15 protein-coding genes and 1 tRNA gene are annotated in these 17,520 nt (G+C 66.9%); 14 read left to right on the top strand and 2 right to left on the bottom strand.

The genetic code is table 11. The features are described from left to right. The first annotated feature begins 361 nt into the window (after positions 1-361). From ACK4IU_RS04025 to ACK4IU_RS04015, 3 genes are read left to right on the top strand one after another with little or no spacing between them, the layout of a single operon-like run. On the top strand, positions 362-1,264 hold the full coding sequence (locus tag ACK4IU_RS04025; RefSeq protein WP_409731916.1) for an ExeA family protein: 903 nt from the start codon (positions 362-364) through the stop codon (positions 1,262-1,264). Further along, complete coding sequence (locus tag ACK4IU_RS04020; RefSeq protein ID WP_409731914.1) at positions 1,265-2,824, top strand: GumC family protein; 1,560 nt, start codon at positions 1,265-1,267, stop codon at positions 2,822-2,824. It abuts the gene before it with no gap. A 6-nt stretch (positions 2,825-2,830) separates the two neighbouring features. After that, the gene (locus ACK4IU_RS04015; protein ID WP_409731912.1) at positions 2,831-3,634 is read left to right on the top strand and encodes a CpsD/CapB family tyrosine-protein kinase; all 804 of its coding nucleotides are present in this window, start codon (positions 2,831-2,833) and stop codon (positions 3,632-3,634) included. A gap of 69 nt (positions 3,635-3,703) precedes the next feature. Here ACK4IU_RS04015 and ACK4IU_RS04010 read toward each other — a convergent pair. Next, positions 3,704-3,778, bottom strand: a tRNA-Gly gene (locus ACK4IU_RS04010). A 306-nt stretch (positions 3,779-4,084) separates the two neighbouring features. Here ACK4IU_RS04010 and ACK4IU_RS04005 point away from each other — a divergent pair. Together ACK4IU_RS04005 and ACK4IU_RS04000 are read left to right on the top strand one after the other, a co-directional pair. Then, a complete protein-coding gene (locus ACK4IU_RS04005) occupies positions 4,085-4,333 on the top strand; it encodes a hypothetical protein (RefSeq protein ID WP_409731910.1) in 249 nt (82 codons plus the stop codon). A gap of 164 nt (positions 4,334-4,497) precedes the next feature. Then, entirely contained in the window at positions 4,498-4,695 is a 198-nt protein-coding gene (locus tag ACK4IU_RS04000) for a CsbD family protein (RefSeq protein ID WP_409731908.1), read from the top strand. A 143-nt stretch (positions 4,696-4,838) separates the two neighbouring features. Here ACK4IU_RS04000 and ACK4IU_RS03995 read toward each other — a convergent pair whose 3' ends face one another. Next, entirely contained in the window at positions 4,839-8,279 is a 3,441-nt protein-coding gene (locus ACK4IU_RS03995; protein ID WP_409731906.1) for a pyruvate carboxylase, read from the bottom strand. Positions 8,280-8,474: 195 nt separating this feature from the next. Here ACK4IU_RS03995 and ACK4IU_RS03990 point away from each other — a divergent pair, with 195 nt between their 5' ends. From ACK4IU_RS03990 to murB, 9 genes are all read left to right on the top strand, one after another. Continuing rightward, complete coding sequence (locus ACK4IU_RS03990) at positions 8,475-10,847, top strand: ATP-dependent helicase (RefSeq protein WP_409731904.1); 2,373 nt, start codon at positions 8,475-8,477, stop codon at positions 10,845-10,847. A 170-nt stretch (positions 10,848-11,017) separates the two neighbouring features. Further along, positions 11,018-11,656 carry a nucleoside/nucleotide kinase family protein gene (locus ACK4IU_RS03985; RefSeq protein ID WP_149588788.1) on the top strand — a complete coding sequence of 213 codons (639 nt, stop codon included), beginning with the start codon at positions 11,018-11,020 and terminating at the stop codon, positions 11,654-11,656. A 124-nt stretch (positions 11,657-11,780) separates the two neighbouring features. Continuing rightward, positions 11,781-12,944: a putative peptidoglycan glycosyltransferase FtsW gene (locus ACK4IU_RS03980; protein ID WP_409731901.1), complete on the top strand. Its 1,164-nt coding sequence runs from the start codon at positions 11,781-11,783 to the stop codon at positions 12,942-12,944. A 187-nt stretch (positions 12,945-13,131) separates the two neighbouring features. Continuing rightward, positions 13,132-14,226: a UDP-N-acetylglucosamine--N-acetylmuramyl-(pentapeptide) pyrophosphoryl-undecaprenol N-acetylglucosamine transferase gene (locus ACK4IU_RS03975; RefSeq protein ID WP_409731899.1), complete on the top strand. Its 1,095-nt coding sequence runs from the start codon at positions 13,132-13,134 to the stop codon at positions 14,224-14,226. Continuing rightward, the gene (gene murC, locus ACK4IU_RS03970; protein ID WP_409731897.1) at positions 14,223-15,635 is read left to right on the top strand and encodes a UDP-N-acetylmuramate--L-alanine ligase; all 1,413 of its coding nucleotides are present in this window, start codon (positions 14,223-14,225) and stop codon (positions 15,633-15,635) included. Before ACK4IU_RS03975 ends, murC begins: the two co-directional genes overlap by 4 nt. 28 nt (positions 15,636-15,663) lie before the next feature. Continuing rightward, positions 15,664-15,942: a DUF2484 family protein gene (locus ACK4IU_RS03965; protein WP_149588792.1), complete on the top strand. Its 279-nt coding sequence runs from the start codon at positions 15,664-15,666 to the stop codon at positions 15,940-15,942. Between the two features lie 43 nt (positions 15,943-15,985). Beyond that, the gene (locus ACK4IU_RS03960) at positions 15,986-16,258 is read left to right on the top strand and encodes a DUF2484 family protein (protein WP_409731895.1); all 273 of its coding nucleotides are present in this window, start codon (positions 15,986-15,988) and stop codon (positions 16,256-16,258) included. A gap of 4 nt (positions 16,259-16,262) precedes the next feature. Continuing rightward, the gene (locus ACK4IU_RS03955) at positions 16,263-16,529 is read left to right on the top strand and encodes a hypothetical protein (RefSeq protein WP_409731893.1); all 267 of its coding nucleotides are present in this window, start codon (positions 16,263-16,265) and stop codon (positions 16,527-16,529) included. Between the two features lie 39 nt (positions 16,530-16,568). Continuing rightward, entirely contained in the window at positions 16,569-17,495 is a 927-nt protein-coding gene (gene murB, locus ACK4IU_RS03950; RefSeq protein WP_409731891.1) for a UDP-N-acetylmuramate dehydrogenase, read from the top strand. Positions 17,496-17,520: the final 25 nt, after the last annotated feature.

The raw sequence follows: 17,520 nt of genomic DNA, 5'->3' as shown, positions 1-17,520 counted from the left end.
AGAGAAAATGGCCATTTCGGGGGGAAACCAGACCCTACAGCGATGATTTCCCTACTTTGTTGCCGCAATGGCATCAGTAGAGTGGAAGCCGTCGCCATGCCGTTGAAGTATGATTAAGACAGGGGTGCAAGAGACCGGAGGCCCCGGGAAATTGCTTAAGGGTGAGTGAATGACGCGCAGCAGGTCCCGGAAGTTGTTATCCCGCATCCTGTGGTTCGATCCGGATGCCGGAAACGCGCCGGATACGGTGCCGGAAACGGCGGAATCTGCCGCAGACACGGTACCGGACATCCCGACCTACCAGGATCGGAGCTTGGTCTCGACCCCTCCGCCGTCGTTCGTCGAATCACCTCGTCCCGCGGTGACGCGGGTTCGCTCGCGGCTCTTGCCGAACGAGCCGCCCGTCGTGTCCACGCCGGATCTCTACACCGAACATTTCGGCCTGAAGGTGCGGCCCTTCGCCCTGACGCCGGACCCGGATTTCCTGTTCTGGCCGCCGTCGCATCAACGGGCCTACACGATGCTGGAATACGGCGTGCGCGCCCATGCCCCGATCACGTTGATCACCGGCGAGGTCGGCGCCGGCAAGACGACGCTTTTGCTGCACCTCGTGCGCTCGCTGGGGTCCGAGCTGCGGGTCGGGCTGGTGTCGAACCCGCACGGCTCGCGGGCCGAGCTTCTGCGCTGGGTGCTTCACGCGCTGGAACAGCCGGCCGAGATCGAGGAAAGCTATGTCGACCTGTTCTCGCGGTTCCAGAACTTTCTGTTGTCGGAATATGCCGCCGGGCGCAGCGTCGTCCTGATCTTCGACGAGGCGCAGAACCTGTCGCCCGAGGCTCTGGAAGAACTGCGGATGTTCATCAACATCAACTCGGGCAAGGACGAGGTGCTGCAACTTGTGCTGATCGGCCAGCCCGAGTTGCGAGAGATGGTCTCGCGGCCCGAAATGCGGCAGTTCGCGCAGCGCGTGGCGGCCAGCTATCACCTGGGGGCGATGGACCTCAAGACGCTGCGAGGCTATATCCCGCACCGTCTGAGCGTGGCAGGCTGCGACCGGCGGATATTTACCGGACCTGCCATAGCGATGATCTACGAGCAGACCAAGGGCGTGCCCCGGCTGGTCAATCAGTTCTGCGACCTGGCGCTGGTCTATGCCTTTACCAAGGGGCGGCAACTGGTAACTCCGGCCATTCTGCAGCAGGTGCTGGATGACGGCGTGTTCTTTTCTGCATCTGCCCCACGCGATACAAGTGAGAAGACCTGAATGACGCTTGATTTGCGTTTCTACCTTTCCCTGATCCTGCGTCGGCTTCCGATCATCGCCGCGATCATCTTCACGGCGACGACGGCGGGGATTCTCTATGCCGTATCGCTGCCGCCGGTGTTCCGCGCAGAGGCGCGGCTTCTGATCGAGAATGCCCAGATCCCGGATGAACTGGCCGCCTCGACGGTGCGATCGACCGCGGACGAGATCCTGCTGGCGATCCGGCAGCGGATCATGACCCGCGACAACCTTCTGGCGATCGCCGACCGGCACGACCTGTTCGCCGGTGCCACGAAGATGACGGCCGAACAGAAGCTGGTCGACATGGTCAGTCGCGTGTCGATCTACATGCCGAACACCCAGGGCAATACCGGGGTCGTGACCGTCTCCTTCGGCGCCTCGGAACCCGAGCTTTCGGCAAGCGTCACCAACGAGATCGCCGAGCAGATCGTGCAGTGGAGCACGGAACTGCGCACCGGAGCCTCTGCCAGCACGCTGGATTTCTTCACCCAGGAAGTCGAGCGGCTGACCGACGAGCTGGGCCAGCAGAATGCCCGTATCCTGGAGTTCGAGCAGGCCAATCGTGATGCCCTGCCCGAAAGCCTGGAATTCCGCCGCACCCGGCAGGCAGCCCAGCAGGAGCGTCTGTTGCAGCTGGACCGCGAACTTGCCGGCCTGCGCGACAGGCGCCAGCGACTGACCGAGCTTTACGACCGCACGGGTCGGGTGGTTGCCACCGCCGACGCCCGCACGCCCGAAGAGGAACGCCTGGAACGTGCCCGGCAGGAACTGGCCTCGGCGCTGGTCGTGCTGTCGCCCACGAACCCGCGCGTCAGGGCCCTGCAGAACGAGGTCAGCGCGCTGGAAGAGGCCGTCAAGGAACAGCGGGATGCCATCGGCGGCGGGCGGCTGACACCCTTCCAGGTGCAGATGCTGGACATCGACGGGCAGATCCAGTTCCTGGCCGAGCAGAAGGCCCAGGTCGAACAGGAGGTGGCCGATCTTGAACGCAGCATCCAGGCGACCCCCGGCAACTCGATCAAGCTGGCCGAATTGCGCAGCAACTACGAGACCTTGCGCGTCCAGTACGAACAGGCGGTCGCCAGCCTGTCCGAGGCCCGCATGGGCAACCGGATCGAGGCGACGGATCGCGGCCAGCGCATTACCATGATCGAGAAGGCCGTTCCCCCGGCCTTCCGGGCCGAACCGAATCGCAAGCGCATTTCGATCGCAGCCTTCGGGGCAGGGGTCATCCTGTCGGGCGCCCTTCTCTTTCTGCTCGAGGTGATGAACCAGACGATCCGGCGGCCTTCCGAATTGGCCAAGGTGATCGGAGCCCCGGCTTTCGGGACGGTCGGTGTGATCGAGGGCGCCCGCCCACATCGGTCGGCCTTCTCGGGCAACCTGGCGCTGCTGGCGGTGTTGTTGATAAACATCCCGATCCTGATCCTGGTCGTGCACATCTACATCATGCCGATCAACTCGCTCTTCGGGCAGGCGACCCAGACACCAGATCTCAACGAGGTCGCCGCGCCGGCGGCCTCTGGCACGACCGAGTAGGACGACATGGAACGGATACAATCGGCACTCGCGAAGGCCCGGGCCGCGCGCGACCGCAAGATGCAGGGGTCGAAGCCCGGCGCCCCGGCGCGGATCGAAAGCGGACCCTGGCACGACCTTGCGGAAGTGGTGCTTGATCCGAGGCGGCTGGAACAGAACCGTATCGTGGCGATGCACCCCGGCCAGAGCGCCGCCAGCTTCGACCTGATGCGGACAAACATGATCCGGACGCTGCGGACGAACGGTTGGACGAGGGTTGCGATCACCTCGCCCACTCCGGCCTGCGGCAAGTCCACGATCGCGCTGAACCTCGCCTTCAGCCTGTCGCGAATGGCCGACACCCGGGTCCTGCTGATCGAGCTGGATCTGCGGCATCCCTCGCTGCTGTCGATCATGGGGCTGGAGCCGGGGCCGGAATTCGGCGGCATGCTGGCCTCGGGGGTGCTGGACCTGCGGCAGATCCGCCGCTGCGCGCCGAACCTGGCCTTCGCGGTCAGCAGCACTCCCATCGCCAGCCCGGCCGAGCTGTTGTCCGCGACGCGGACGGCCGACCTGATCGACGAGATCGAGACCCGGCTGCGGCCGGATGTCATCCTGTTCGACATGTCGCCGATGCTGGTGAATGACGACGCGATTTCCTTCCTCGACCAGGTGGACTGCGCGCTGATGATCGCGGCGGCGGACGAGACCACGGTCGCCGAAGTGGACCGCTGCGGCAAGGACCTGGCCAAGCGCACGCAGGTGTTGGGCGTGGTGCTGAACAAGTGCCGCTATCCCGAAAAGGAAGGTGCCGTGGCCTATCCCGAATAGGCCGGTCTCCGCCCCCCACAGCCGCAAACGACAAAGGGCCCCGCGAGGGGCCCTTCTGGCTTGTCCCGATGGAGCGGGCGATGAGATTCGAACTCACGACCCTAACCTTGGCAAGGTTATGCTCTACCCCTGAGCTACGCCCGCGCCGTCTGGACGAGCGGGGATTTATAAAGACCTGCGGGCGGCTGCAAGGGGAAAGTGAAGCGTCGTGAAAAATTTGTGCGGATGGGCGCTTGCGGCCGGCGAATCCTGGCGAAAGACGGCGCGCTGCCGCGGATGCAGGTGCAGCGCAAGGGGCGTTGCAACGCTGTCAATTTCCCGTGATGGTTGCGCCAGCTGTGCAGAGTCCGTCTTGGAAAGCGCAATCATTTGAGTAAGTTGCGCGGCGAAGGCAGAGTCGCCTTCTTGCGCGGCCGCCGATGCTGCGTTGCCGCAAACTGGAGAGTGGAAATGAAGAAAATCGCACTTGTTCTCGCTGCCACCGCCCTGTCGGCCACGGCTGTTCTGGCCGAAGACGCCGCGGCGCCGGAAGTTGTCGACACTGATGCGAACGGCAGCTTCTCGCTCGCCGAAGTCCAGGCCGTCTACAAGGCCGTGACCGAAGAGGCCTTCAAGGCCGCCGACACCGACGGCTCGGGCGAACTGTCGGCCGACGAACTGAAGGCCGCAGTCGACTCGGGCGCCTTCAAGGCCGAGTGATCGCCAGGCGTCAGCCACTGACGGTGGGCCGTCCTTCGGGGCGGCCCTTTCATTTCGCGGCTTTCTGCCGGTCCCGCATCGGGAGCGGAACCGGATCGCGACTTGCCCGTTCTCTCCCCGTGAAGGCTGCGCCGGATGCGCGGCCAGTCAAGAGGAGAAGACCGATGAACAACGACCAGATCGCCGGCAAGTGGAAGCAGCTGAAAGGCGAGGCCAAGATCATGTGGGGCAAGCTCACCGACGACGAACTGGACATCGCAGAGGGCCACAAGGACAAGCTGGCCGGCAAGATCCAGGAGCGTTACGGCAAGACCAAGGAAGAAGCCCAGCGCGAGGTTGACGACTTCTTCTCGCGCTACTGATCCGCAATCCCCGGGTGGGCATCAGCGCCCACCCAACCCGCAGGGGCCAATGGTTGCCAGACGGTTGATCTCCGCGCGCAAGCCATTGATTCCGTTCGGGTGACAGGCCTGTCCACGGTGGACAGGCCGCATGATCGACCCGTCTATTCCAGCTCGATCAGCAGGTCCTTTGCCTCGATCTGGCTGCCCGGATGGACATGGATCGCCTTCACTACCGCCTCGCGGTCGCAGTGCAGGCCCGTCTCCATCTTCATCGCCTCGATGTTGAGAAGCAGGTCGCCCGCCCGCACCTTCTGGCCGACCGTCACCGCGATCGAGGCCACCGCCCCAGGCATCGGCGCGCCGATATGGGCGGGGTTGCCCTCCTGCGCCTTGGGCTTGGCCGCCGTCTTGGCTTTCACCGCCCGGTTCGGGACGCGGATCACGCGCGGCTGGCCGTTCAGTTCGAAGAAGACCTTGACCTCGCCGTCCTCGCTCGTCTCGCCCACCGCCTGCAACCGGATCTCCAGCGTCTTGCCGGGGTCGATCTCGACCGACACCTCGTCGCCGGGCTGCATGCCGTAGAAGAAGACCGGCGTCGGCAGGGTGCGGACCGGGCCATAGATCTTGTGGCGGCCCATGTAGTCGAGGAAGACCTTGGGATACATCAGGTAGCCGTTCAGGTCCTCGTCATCGACGGTGATCCCGTTCATCTCGGCCGAGATCTTCTTGCGCGTTGCCTCCAGATCGACCGGCGGCAGGGTCTTGCCGGGGCGGTCGGTGAGCGGCTTCTCGCCCTTGAGGACCTTCTTCAGGATCCCTTCCGGCCAGCCGCCATGCGGTTGCCCGAGGTTGCCCTTCAGCATGTCCACCACGCTGTCGGGGAAGGCCACGTCGACGTTCGGATCCTCGACCTGCGCGCGCGTCAGCCCCTGGGCCACCATCATCAGCGCCATGTCGCCCACGACCTTCGACGAAGGCGTGACCTTCACGATGTCGCCGAACATCTGGTTCGCGTCGGCATAGGCCTGGGCGACCTCGTGCCAGCGTTCTTCCAGCCCCAGCGAGCGGGCCTGGGCCTTCAGGTTGGTGAACTGCCCGCCGGGCATCTCGTGCAGGTAGACCTCCGAGGCCGGGGCCTGGAGGCCGCTCTCGAAGGCTGCATACTGCTTGCGGACGGCCTCCCAGTAGTCGGAGATCTGCCGCACCGCCGCGATGTCGATGCCGGTGTCGCGGTCGGTGTTGCGCAGCGCCTCGACGATCGAGCCGAGGCAGGGCTGCGAGGTGCCGCCCGAGAAGGCATCCATCGCCGCGTCGACCGCGTCCACGCCCGCGTCGCAGGCCGCGAGCACCGTGGCCGCCGCCGCGCCGGAGGTGTCGTGGGTGTGGAAATGGACCGGCAGGCCGATTTCCTGCTTCAGCGCCTTGATGAGCACCTTGGCCGAGGCGGGTTTCAGCAGGCCCGCCATGTCCTTCAGTCCCAGCACATGCGCGCCGGCCGATTTCAGCTCCTTCGCGCGGTCGAGGTAGTATTTCAGGTCATACTTCGACCGGGCCGGGTCCAGAAGGTCGCCGGTATAGCAGATCGTGCCCTCGCAGACCTTGTTCGCTTCGAGCACCGCGTCCATCGCGACGCGCATGTTCTCGACCCAGTTCAGGCTGTCGAACACCCGGAACACGTCCACCCCGGTTTTCGCGGCCTGCAACACGAAGCTGCGCACCACGTTGTCGGGATAGTTCGTGTAGCCCACGCCGTTCGAGGCGCGCAGCAGCATCTGCGTCATCAGGTTCGGCATCGCGGCGCGCAGGTCGCGGAGCCGCTGCCAGGGACATTCCTGGAGGAAGCGGTAGGCCACGTCGAAGGTCGCCCCGCCCCAGCATTCGACGCTGAACAGTTGCGGCAGGTTCGCGGCATAGGCGGGCGCGACCTTGATCATGTCGATCGACCGCATCCGGGTGGCCAAGAGCGACTGGTGCCCGTCGCGCATCGTGGTGTCGGTCAAGAGGACCTTGGTCTGCGCCTTCATCCAGTCGGCGACGGCCTGCGGACCTTTCTGTTCCAGAAGGTTCCGGGTCCCCATCGCCGGGTCGGCCTTGGGCAGCGGGGCCTTCGGCGGCTTGGCCTCGGCCGGGGGCTTCGGGCGGCCCGCCGTCTCGGGGTGGCCATTCACCGTGATGTCGGCGATGTAAAGCAGGATCTTCGTCGCCCGGTCGCGGCGCTTCTTGAAGGCGAAAAGCTCGGGCGTCGTGTCGATGAACTTGGTCGTGTAGGTGTCGTTCAGGAAGGTCGGGTGCTTCAGAAGGTTGATGACGAACTCAATGTTCGTCGCCACCCCACGAATACGGAATTCGCGCAGCGCGCGGTCCATCCGGGCAATGGCCTTTTCGGGTGTCTGGGCGTGGGCTGTGACCTTGACCAGCAGCGAGTCGTAATGGCGGGTGATGACCGATCCCGCATAGGCCGTGCCGCCATCGAGGCGGATACCGTTGCCGGTGGCGCTCCGATAAGCGGTGAGCCGCCCGTAGTCCGGGATGAAGTTGTTCAGCGGGTCTTCCGTCGTCACCCGGCATTGCAGCGCGTGGCCGTTCAGCTTGACGTCGGCCTGGCTGGCCACCCCGGTCGCCTCGGGCAGCGACTTGCCTTCCTCGATCAGGATCTGGGCCTGGACGATGTCGATGCCGGTAACCTCCTCGGTGACGGTGTGTTCGACCTGGACGCGGGGGTTCACTTCGATGAAATAGAACTTGCCCGAGTCCATATCCATCAGGAACTCGACGGTGCCGGCGCATTCGTAGGCGACATGGCCGCAGATGCGCTTGGCCATCTCGCAGACTTCCTCGCGCTGGGCTTGCGTGAGGTAGGGGGCGGGGGCGCGTTCGACGACCTTCTGGTTGCGGCGCTGGACGGTGCAGTCGCGTTCCCACAGATGCCAGCAGTTGCCCTGCTTGTCGCCCAGTATCTGCACCTCGACGTGGCGGGCGCGCTGGATCATCTTTTCCAGATACCCTTCGCCGTTGCCGAAGGCGGCCTCGGCCTCGCGCCGGCCCTCGCGGACCTTAGATTCCAGCTCGTCCTCGGACAGGATCGGCCGCATGCCCCGGCCACCGCCGCCCCAGGAGGCCTTGAGCATCAGGGGATAGCCGATCTCCTTGGCCTGCTTCTTGATGAGGGCGATGTCATCGCCCAGAACCTCGGTCGCCGGGATGACCGGCACGCCGGCCTCGATCGCGACGCGGCGGGCGCTGGCCTTGTCGCCCAAGGCGCGCATCGTTTCGGCCCTAGGACCGATGAAGGTGATCCCGGCCTTGTCGCAGGCCTCGACGAAATCCGGGTTCTCGGACAGAAGGCCATAGCCCGGATGGATCGCATCCGCCCCCGACATCCGCGCCACCCGGATGATTTCCGGGATCGAGAGGTAGGCGCCCACCGGCGACAGCCCCTCGCCGATCCGGTAGGCTTCGTCGGCCTTGAAGCGGTGGAGGGAAAGCTTGTCCTCCTCGGCATAGACCGCGACGGTCTTCTTGCCCATCTCGTTCGCCGCCCGCATGACGCGGATCGCGATCTCGCCGCGGTTGGCAACCAGGATCTTCTTGAATTCGGGCATCGGCGACAGCTCCCCAGGGTGCGGCAAGGCCTATGCACCTTAGGGGCGCTGCGGTGCGGCGCAAGAGGGAATGGCGCCGTTTCCTGACAGAAATGCGACGGTATGCCGGGGTATGCCATGGGGTGCCGAAAATCCATGAACAATGCGCGAACGCAGGGCCTTTCCCCGCCCGCCTCAACCGCTATACTGCGGGACATGACAGGATGGGACGAAGACCAGGCCTTCGAGGCCGCCGCCGCGCCCGTGCCCCTTTCGCAACGCGCGATGGCGGCGCGGCACATGCCCTATCTCGACGACCTGAACCCGGCGCAACGGGCGGCGGTCGAGGCGCTGGATGGCCCGGTGCTGATGCTGGCCGGGGCAGGGACGGGCAAGACCAAGGCGCTGACGGCGCGGATCGTGCATCTTCTGCACCAGCGGCGGGCGCGCCCGAACGAGATCCTGGCCGTGACCTTCACCAACAAGGCCGCGCGCGAGATGAAGGAGAGGGTGGGGCGGCTTCTGGGCGAGGTGGCCGAGGGGATGCCCTGGATGGGCACCTTCCACTCGCTGTCGGTCAAGATCCTGCGGCGGCATGCCGAACTGGTGGGACTGAAGCCGAACTTCACCATCCTTGATACGGACGACCAGTTGCGGCTGTTGAAGCAGTTGGTGCTGGCCGCGAACATCGACGAAAAGCGCTGGCCCGCGCGGTTGCTGGCGTCGCTGATCGACGGCTGGAAGAACCGCGCCTGGCTGCCGGAGAAGGTGCCGTCCTCGGAAGCCGGGGCCTACAACAACCGGGGGACCGAGCTTTACGCGGCCTATCAGGACCGACTGAAAACCCTGAACGCAGTGGATTTCGGCGATCTTCTGCTGCACTGTGTTACGATCTTCCAGACGCATCCGGACGTGCTGGAGCAATACCAGCGCTGGATCCGTTATATCCTGGTGGACGAATATCAGGATACGAACGTCGCCCAGTATCTCTGGCTGCGGCTTCTGGCGCAGGGGCACCGGAACATCTGCTGCGTGGGCGACGACGATCAGTCGATCTATGGCTGGCGCGGGGCCGAGGTCGGCAACATCCTGCGCTTCGAGAAGGATTTTCCGGGCGCGCAGGTGATCCGGCTGGAGCAGAACTACCGCTCGACCGGGCATATCCTCGGCGCGGCCTCGGGCATCATCGCGAAGAATGCGGGTCGGCTGGGCAAGACCCTGTGGACGGCGGGGGCGCTGGGCGAGAAGGTGCGCCTGATCGGCCACTGGGACGGCGAGGAAGAGGCGCGCTGGATCGGCGAGGAGATCGAGGCGATCCAGCGGGGCACGCGGGGGATGGACCCGGTGGACCTGAACCGGCAGGCGATCCTGGTGCGTGCCTCCCATCAGATGCGGGCCTTCGAGGACCGGTTCCTGACCATCGGGCTGCCCTACCGCGTGATCGGCGGGCCGCGGTTCTATGAACGGCAGGAAATCCGCGATGCGATGGCCTATTTCCGGCTGGCGGTCTCGCCCGAGGATGACCTTGCTTTCGAGCGCGTGGTGAACCTGCCGAAGCGGGGTCTTGGCGACACGGCGCAGGCGAAGATCAACGTGCTGGCGCGGGCTGCTGGTGTGTCCTTGCTGGATGGTGCGCGGGAGGCTTTGGCGAAGGGGGTGATCCCGGGCAAGGGCGCGGCGCAGCTGCGGGCCTTCGTCGAGGGGGTGGACCGCTGGCATGCGGCCACGCTGCACCCCGAATACGACCATATCCGGCTGGCCGAGACGATCCTCGAGGAGTCCGGCTACACCGAGATGTGGCTGAACGACAAGACGCCCGAGGCTCCGGGACGGCTCGACAACCTGAAGGAACTGGTCAAGGCGCTGGAGCAGTTCGACAACCTGCAAGGGTTCCTGGAACACGTCAGCCTCATCATGGACAATGAGACGGAAGGCGCGGAGGAGAAGGTCACGATCATGACGCTTCACGCGGCCAAGGGGCTGGAGTTTCCCGTGGTCTTCCTGCCGGGCTGGGAGGACGGGCTGTTCCCCAGCCAGCGCAGCATGGACGAGAGCGGGCTGAAGGGGCTGGAGGAGGAACGGCGGCTGGCCTATGTCGGGATCACCCGGGCCGAGCGGCTGGCGACGATCAGCTTTGCCTCGAACCGGCGGGTCTATGGCCAGTGGCAGTCGCAGCTGCCGAGCCGGTTCATCGACGAGTTGCCGGGGGAGCATGTCGAGGTGCTGACCGCGCCGGGTCTCTATGGCGGGGGCTTCGGGGCGGCGGCGTCCGTCGGGTTCGGGTCGAGCCTGGAGGAGCGGGTGTCCAAGGCCGACGTCTACAATTCCCCCGGCTGGCGGCGCTTGCAGGAGAACCAGTCCTCGCGCCCGATGCGGCAGCCGCAGGAGGCGCGGCATGTGGTGATCGACCTCGAGGCAGCCTCGCCCTATGTGATCGGGGACCGGGTCTTCCACCAGAAGTTCGGCTACGGCGAGATCATGGGGATCGAGGGCGACAAGCTGGACGTGGAGTTCGATCACGCCGGGTCGAAAAAGGTCGTCGCGCGCTGGGTGATCCCGGCCGATCAGGTGGACGATGTCCCGTTCTGAGCGGATGTGTCCACGGTGGACAATCTCTGATACTGTCTTACTTTCAATGACTTGGTCGCGGACGTTAGGGGTTTCTTAACCCCGATCCGAATCGGGCCGGAAGGGGCCATCGGGTCTTGCGTCCACCCCGCCCGGCGCGGCATGGTGACGGGAAGGCGGGGGGAGAGGGCATGGCGGACTCGGTCGAGGTGACACGGATAGCCGATCTGCTTGAGGCGCGGGCGGCGGGCGGGGACCGGGTGATCGCGGCCTTGGCGGGGGCTCCCGGGTCGGGGAAATCGACGCTGGCCGAGAAGCTGGTGGGCAAGCTGAATGCCCGTCAGCCGGGCCTCGCGGCGGTCCTGCCGATGGACGGGTATCATTACGACGATCTTTACCTGGTGCCGGCGGGCCTGCGTCCCCGGAAGGGCGCGCCGATGACCTTCGACGTGGGCGGGCTTTATCACACGCTGAAGCGGCTGCGCGCGCGCGACGAGGCCGAGGTCGCCGTCCCCGTCTTCGACCGCAAGATCGAGATCGCCCGCGCCGGTGCCCGGCTGATCCCGAGGGAGACCGGGGTGATCGTGGTCGAGGGCAACTGGCTGCTTCTGAACCAGGCACCCTGGGACCGGCTGCGGCCGATGTTCGATATCACGGTGATGGTCGAGGTGCCCGAACATGTCCTGCGTGCCCGGCTGCGGGGCCGGTGGGAGCGGCTGGGCCTGGGCGAGGCCGAGATCGTGGCCAAGCTGGAGGAGAACGACCTGCCGAACGGGCGCTGGGTGCGCGACGGATCCGTCGCGGCGGATCATGTGATCCGCAACGGCTAGAAGTCCCGCCTCCGCGGGCCCTATTGGTGCTGGCCTTGCCCGCCGATTGGCGCTAGTCTGAACGATGACGACCCGGGGGATACATCCGGGCGCAAGCGGCAGAGCAGGCGACAGGCGGTTATCCATGACTGAAATGGTCTATGGCTCGAATCCCGTACGGGTGTCCGAGCCGGTGCTCCCGAGGTGGTGGCGCACGATCGACAAGTGGACGTTGACGGCGGTCTTCGTCCTGTTCGGGATCGGGCTTCTCCTGGGGCTGGCGGCCAGCGTGCCGCTGGCGACGCGCAACGGGCTGGAGCCGTTCTACTATGTGCAGCGGCAGGCCTTCTTCGGCGGGGTCGCGCTGGTGGTGATGATCCTGGTGTCGATGATGCCGCCCGACATGGTGCGGCGGCTGGGGGTGCTGGGGTTCGCCGTGTCGATGCTGGCCCTGATGCTCTTGCCGGTCTTCGGCACCGATTTCGGCAAGGGCGCGGTGCGCTGGTTTTCCTTCGGCTTTGCCAGCGTGCAGCCGTCCGAGTTCCTGAAGCCCGGATTCGTGGTGGTGGTGGCCTGGCTGATCGCGGCCAGTCAGGACCTGGCGGGGCCGCCGGGCAAGACGATTTCCTTCGCGTTGACGCTGGTGGTTGTCGGCTTCCTCGCCATGCAGCCCGATTTCGGGCAGTCGGCGCTGGTGCTGTTCGCCTGGGGCGTGGTCTATTTCGTCGGCGGCGCGCCGATGATGCTGATCGGCATCGTAGGCGGCATCGTCGCCTCGGCCGGGCTGGTGTTCTATGAAAGCAGCGAGCATTTCGCGCGCCGGATCGACGGGTTCCTGTCGCCCGACGTGGACCCGCGCACCCAGCTTGGCTATGCGGCGAACGCGATCCAGGAGGGCGGCTTCTTCGGCGTGGGCGTGGGCAGCGGGCAGGTGAAATGGTCGCTGCCGGATGCGCATACCGATTTCATCATCGCGGTGGCGGCCGAGGAATACGGGCTGATCCTGGTGCTGTTCATCCTGGGCCTCTATGGCCTGATCGTGGTGCGGTCGCTGTGGCGGCTTCTGCCCGAGCGCGACCCTTTCGCGCGGCTGGCGGGCGCGGGGCTGGCCTGCATCTTCGGCGTGCAGGCGATGATCAACATGGGCGTCGCGGTGCGGCTGCTGCCGGCCAAGGGGATGACGCTGCCCTTCGTGAGTTACGGCGGGTCGTCGGTGATCGCGGCGGGGATCACCATGGGGATGCTTCTAGCACTGACCCGGGAACGCCCGCGCGGGCAGATGAGCGACGTGTTCCGGCGGGGGCGGTGATGGCGGTGACGCGCAGCTCCGACCGGCCCCCCACCCCCATCCCCTCCCCACCGGGGGGAGGGGAGGCGCCCGGTCCTTCGCCGGTGGTCTTCAGCGCGGAAGGCGCAGGGTTCGCGCCTCCCTCCCCCCTCCGTGCGGGAGGGATGGGGTGCGGTGGCGCGGCCGGCTCCGGCAAGGGGTCGGCGGGATGACGGGCAAACTCCTTCTCATCGCGGCGGGGGGCACGGGGGGGCACATGTTCCCCGCCCAGGCCCTGGCCGAGGCGATGCTGGCGCGCGGCTGGCGGGTGGTCCTGTCCACCGACGAGCGCGGGGCGCGCTATGCGGGCGGGTTCCCGGCCGAGGTCGCGGTGCAGCGGGTGTCGAGCGCGACCTTTTCGCGCGGGGGCGCGGCGGCGAAGCTGGCGGCGCCCTTCCGCATCGCGGGCGGGGTGCTGGGGGCGCTGTGGTCGCAGCTCCGCGACCGGCCGGCGGTGGTGGTGGGGTTCGGCGGCTATCCCTCGATCCCGGCGCTGGCGGCGGCCTGGCTGTTGCGGCGGCCGCGGATGATCCACGAACAGAACGGCGTGCTGGGCCGGGTGAACCGGGTCTTTGCCCGCCGGGTGGACAAGGTGGCCTGCGGCACCTGGCCGACCGACCTGCCCGCCGGGGTGGCGGGCGTTCCGGTCGGCAATCCGGTGCGGCAGGCGGTGCTGGACCGGGCGGCGGCGCCCTATATCCCGCCGGGTGACTATCCGATGAGCCTTCTGGTGATCGGCGGCAGCCAGGGCGCGCGCATCCTGTCCGAGGTGGTGCCGGCGGCGGTGGCGCAACTGCCCGAGGCGCTGCGCGCCAACCTGCGGGTGGCGCATCAGGCCCGCGACGAGGATGCCGCGCGCGCTGTGACGGCCTATGAGGCGGCGGGGGTGCGGGCCGAGGTGGCGCCGTTCTTCCCCGACATCGCGCGGCGCCTGTCCGAGGCGCAGCTGGTGGTCAGCCGCTCGGGCGCCTCGTCGGTGGCCGACATCAGCGTGATCGGGCGGCCGTCGATCCTGGTGCCCTATGCGGCGGCGACGGGCGACCACCAGGCGGCGAACGCGAAGGGGCTGGCGGACGCGGCGGCGGCGGTGGTGATCCGGGAAAACGCGCTTGACGCGGCCGGCCTTGCGGGCCACATCGCCGCGATCCTGGAGGACCCGCACCGCGCCGAGACCATGGCGCACGCGGCCCTGGGCGAGGGCAAGCCGGACGCTACGGCGCGGCTGGTGGCTCTGGTGGAAGAACTGGCGGGAGACGCGACATGAATGCAGCTGCGACGAAACTGCCGCTGGAGCTGGGGCCGATCCATTTCGTCGGCATCGGCGGGATCGGGATGAGCGGCATCGCCGAGGTGCTGATGACGCTGGGCTACCGGGTGCAGGGGTCGGATGCGAAGGCCTCGAAGATCACCGACCGGCTGGTGACGCTGGGCGCGACGGTCTTCGAGGGGCAGCGGGCCGAGAACATCGGCGATGGCGTCTCGGTCGTGGTGATCTCGTCGGCGATCAAGAAGGGCAACCCGGAACTGGAAGAGGCACGCCGCCGCAAGCTGCCGGTGGTGCGCCGGGCGGAGATGCTGGCGGAACTGATGCGGCTGAAGTCGAACATCGCCATTGCCGGGACCCATGGCAAGACGACGACGACGACGATGGTCGCGACTCTCTTGGACCGGGGCGGCTTTGACCCGACGGTCATCAACGGCGGTGTGATCCATGCCTATGGCTCGAACGCGCGGGCCGGGGCGGGGGAGTGGATGGTCGTCGAGGCCGACGAGAGCGACGGCAGCTTCAACCGCCTGCCCGCGACCATCGCCATCGTGACGAACATCGACCCCGAGCACATGGAGCACTGGGGGACCTTCGACAATCTGCGCAAGGGGTTCCTGGATTTCGTCTCGAACATCCCGTTTTATGGCCTTGCGGTCTGCTGCACGGATCACCCCGAGGTGCAGGCGCTGGTCGGCCGTGTGACCGACCGTCGGGTCGTGACCTTCGGCTTCAACGCGCAGGCCGATGTGCGGGCGGTGAACCTTGCCTATGAAAACGGCACGGCGCATTTCGACATCCTGTTGCAGTCCGAAGGGGGCAGCATCGAGGGCTGCACCCTGCCGATGCCGGGCGACCACAACGTCAGCAATGCGCTGGCGGCGGTGGCAGTCGCGCGGCATCTGGGAATGAAGAAGGACGAGATCCGCGAGGCGCTGGCGGGTTTCGCGGGCGTCAACCGCCGCTTTACCAGGGTGGGCGAGGTGAACGGCGTCACCATCATCGACGACTACGGCCACCACCCGGTCGAGATCGCCGCCGTGCTCAAGGCTGCGCGGCAGGCGACGAAGGGCCGGATCATCGCGATCCACCAGCCGCACCGCTATACCCGCCTCTCGAACCTGTTCGAGGAGTTCTGCACCTGTTTCAACGAGGCCGACGTGGTGGCTATCGCCGAGGTCTATGCCGCCGGAGAGGAGCCGATCCCCGGCGCCAGCCGCGACGACCTGGTGGCGGGCCTGATCGCGCATGGCCACCGCCATGCCCGCGCGCTTCTGGACGAGGCCGACCTTGCACGCCTGGTCAGGGAACAGGCGCGGCCGGGAGACATGGTGGTCTGCCTTGGCGCGGGCACGATCAGCGCCTGGGCCAATGCGCTGCCCGCAAGGCTGATGGGAGCGGCGGCATGACATCGCATCGCGCCGGGGGCATCGCCGCATGATCTGGGGTTATGTCTCGCCCCTGTTCTTCGGTTGCCTCTGGATCCTCTGTGCCGCCATCGTCGCCATGCTGCCGATGAAGCGGCAGATGCTGCCGGGCCTGGCCCTGCTGATCGTGGCGCCGTTCCTGCTGGGCTGGATCGGCTGGGTCCATGGCTGGGTCTGGGTGCTGGTCGGCACCTTCGCCTTCGTCTCGATGTTCCGCAATCCGCTGATCTATTTCCTGCGCCGCGCCCTGGGACGGCCGGCGCCCCTGCCGAAGGAGCTGGAGAAATGAGGCCGCAGGAGCTGTCATTTCCAAATCCCGGGAGGCTGGGCGCATGATCGGCAACCTTGGCGCCGATCCCGATTACTGGCCGCTGGTGCTGAGCATGCTGTGGCTGATCCTGGCCAATGTGATCGCCATGTTCCCCTCGCGCGATCGCCACTGGCGCGCGGCCTATGTGCTGATCGCGGTCGGAGTGCCGCTGCTGGGCTGGGTGACCTGGGTCGCCGGGCCGGTGGCGGGGCTTCTGCTCCTGGCCGCAGGGGCCTCGGTCCTGCGCTGGCCGGTGATCTTCCTCTGGCGCTGGCTGCGCCGGCAACTGGGGTAGGACGATGCACGGGTTCCTCTGGGCGGTCGGCGGGGCGATGGTGCTGTTCGCGGGGGTGATCAGCTTTTTCGTGACCCGCCGCTATGGCTGGGGCGCGGCGCTGGCGCTGCCGGTTGCGGCGCTGGCGGCGATGCTGGCGATGACCTGGCAGGAGGGCGGGCTTGACCTGCGCGGGGGCCTCGCCCTTCTGCGCGAGGCGCTGGTCTTTGCCGCCCCGGTTCTCCTGGGCACGCTGGTCGGGATCCTCCTCGCCCGGCGCTGGCGGGGCTGAGGGCTTGCGCCGCGCGCCAAAGCGCCGCAGAAGGCGGACATGAGCGGACTTCCCGAAACGCGCGGCGTGCTGACGCCCAACCGGCCGCTGGCCGACCTGACCTGGCTGCGCGTCGGCGGGCCGGCGGACTGGCTGTTCCAGCCCGCGGACGAGGCGGACCTGGCGCAGTTCCTGGCCGCGCTGGATCCGGCGATCCCGGTCTTTCCGATGGGGGTCGGGTCGAACCTGATCGTGCGCGACGGCGGCATACGGGCGGTGGTGATCCGGCTGGGGCGCGGGTTCAACGCGATCGAGGTTCAGGGCGACCGGGTGATCGCCGGGGCGGCGGCGCTGGACGCCCATGTCGCGCGCCGCGCGGCGGAGGCCGGGCGGGACCTGACCTTCCTGCGCACCATTCCGGGGTCGATCGGCGGGGCGGTGCGGATGAACGCGGGATGCTATGGGTCCTATGTCGCGGATGTGCTTGAGGAAATCAGGGTCGTGACGCGCGACGGGCGGGTCGAGGTGTTGCCCGCCTCGGCGCTGAACCTGCGCTATCGGCAAAGCGACCTGCCCGAGGGCGCGGTGATCGTCTCGGCCAGCTTCCGGGCGGCGAAGGGTGATCCCGCGGCGCTGGAGGCGCGAATGGCCGAGCAGATCGCCAAGCGCGATGGCTCGCAGCCCACCAAGGAGCGGAGTGCGGGATCGACCTTCCGCAATCCGGCGGGGTTTTCCTCAACCGGCAGGGCCGACGACACGCATGAACTGAAGGCCTGGAAGGTGATCGACGACGCCGGGATGCGCGGCGCGCGCCTCGGCGGCGCGCAGATGTCGGTGATGCATTCGAACTTTCTGATCAACGCCGGAGGGGCGACGGCCGCCGATCTGGAAAATCTGGGCGAGGAAGTGCGAAAAAAGGTTTTCCAATCAAGCGGCATCACGCTAGAATGGGAAATCATGCGGGTCGGAGAATACCCGCGCGAATAACGGATCACGGGTCGGCAACAGACCC

Source organism: Tabrizicola flagellatus (assembly GCF_046295235.1).
Taxonomy (GTDB): Bacteria; Pseudomonadota; Alphaproteobacteria; order Rhodobacterales; family Rhodobacteraceae; genus Tabrizicola; species Tabrizicola flagellata_A.
This window is presented reverse-complemented; position numbering and strand designations above follow the sequence as displayed.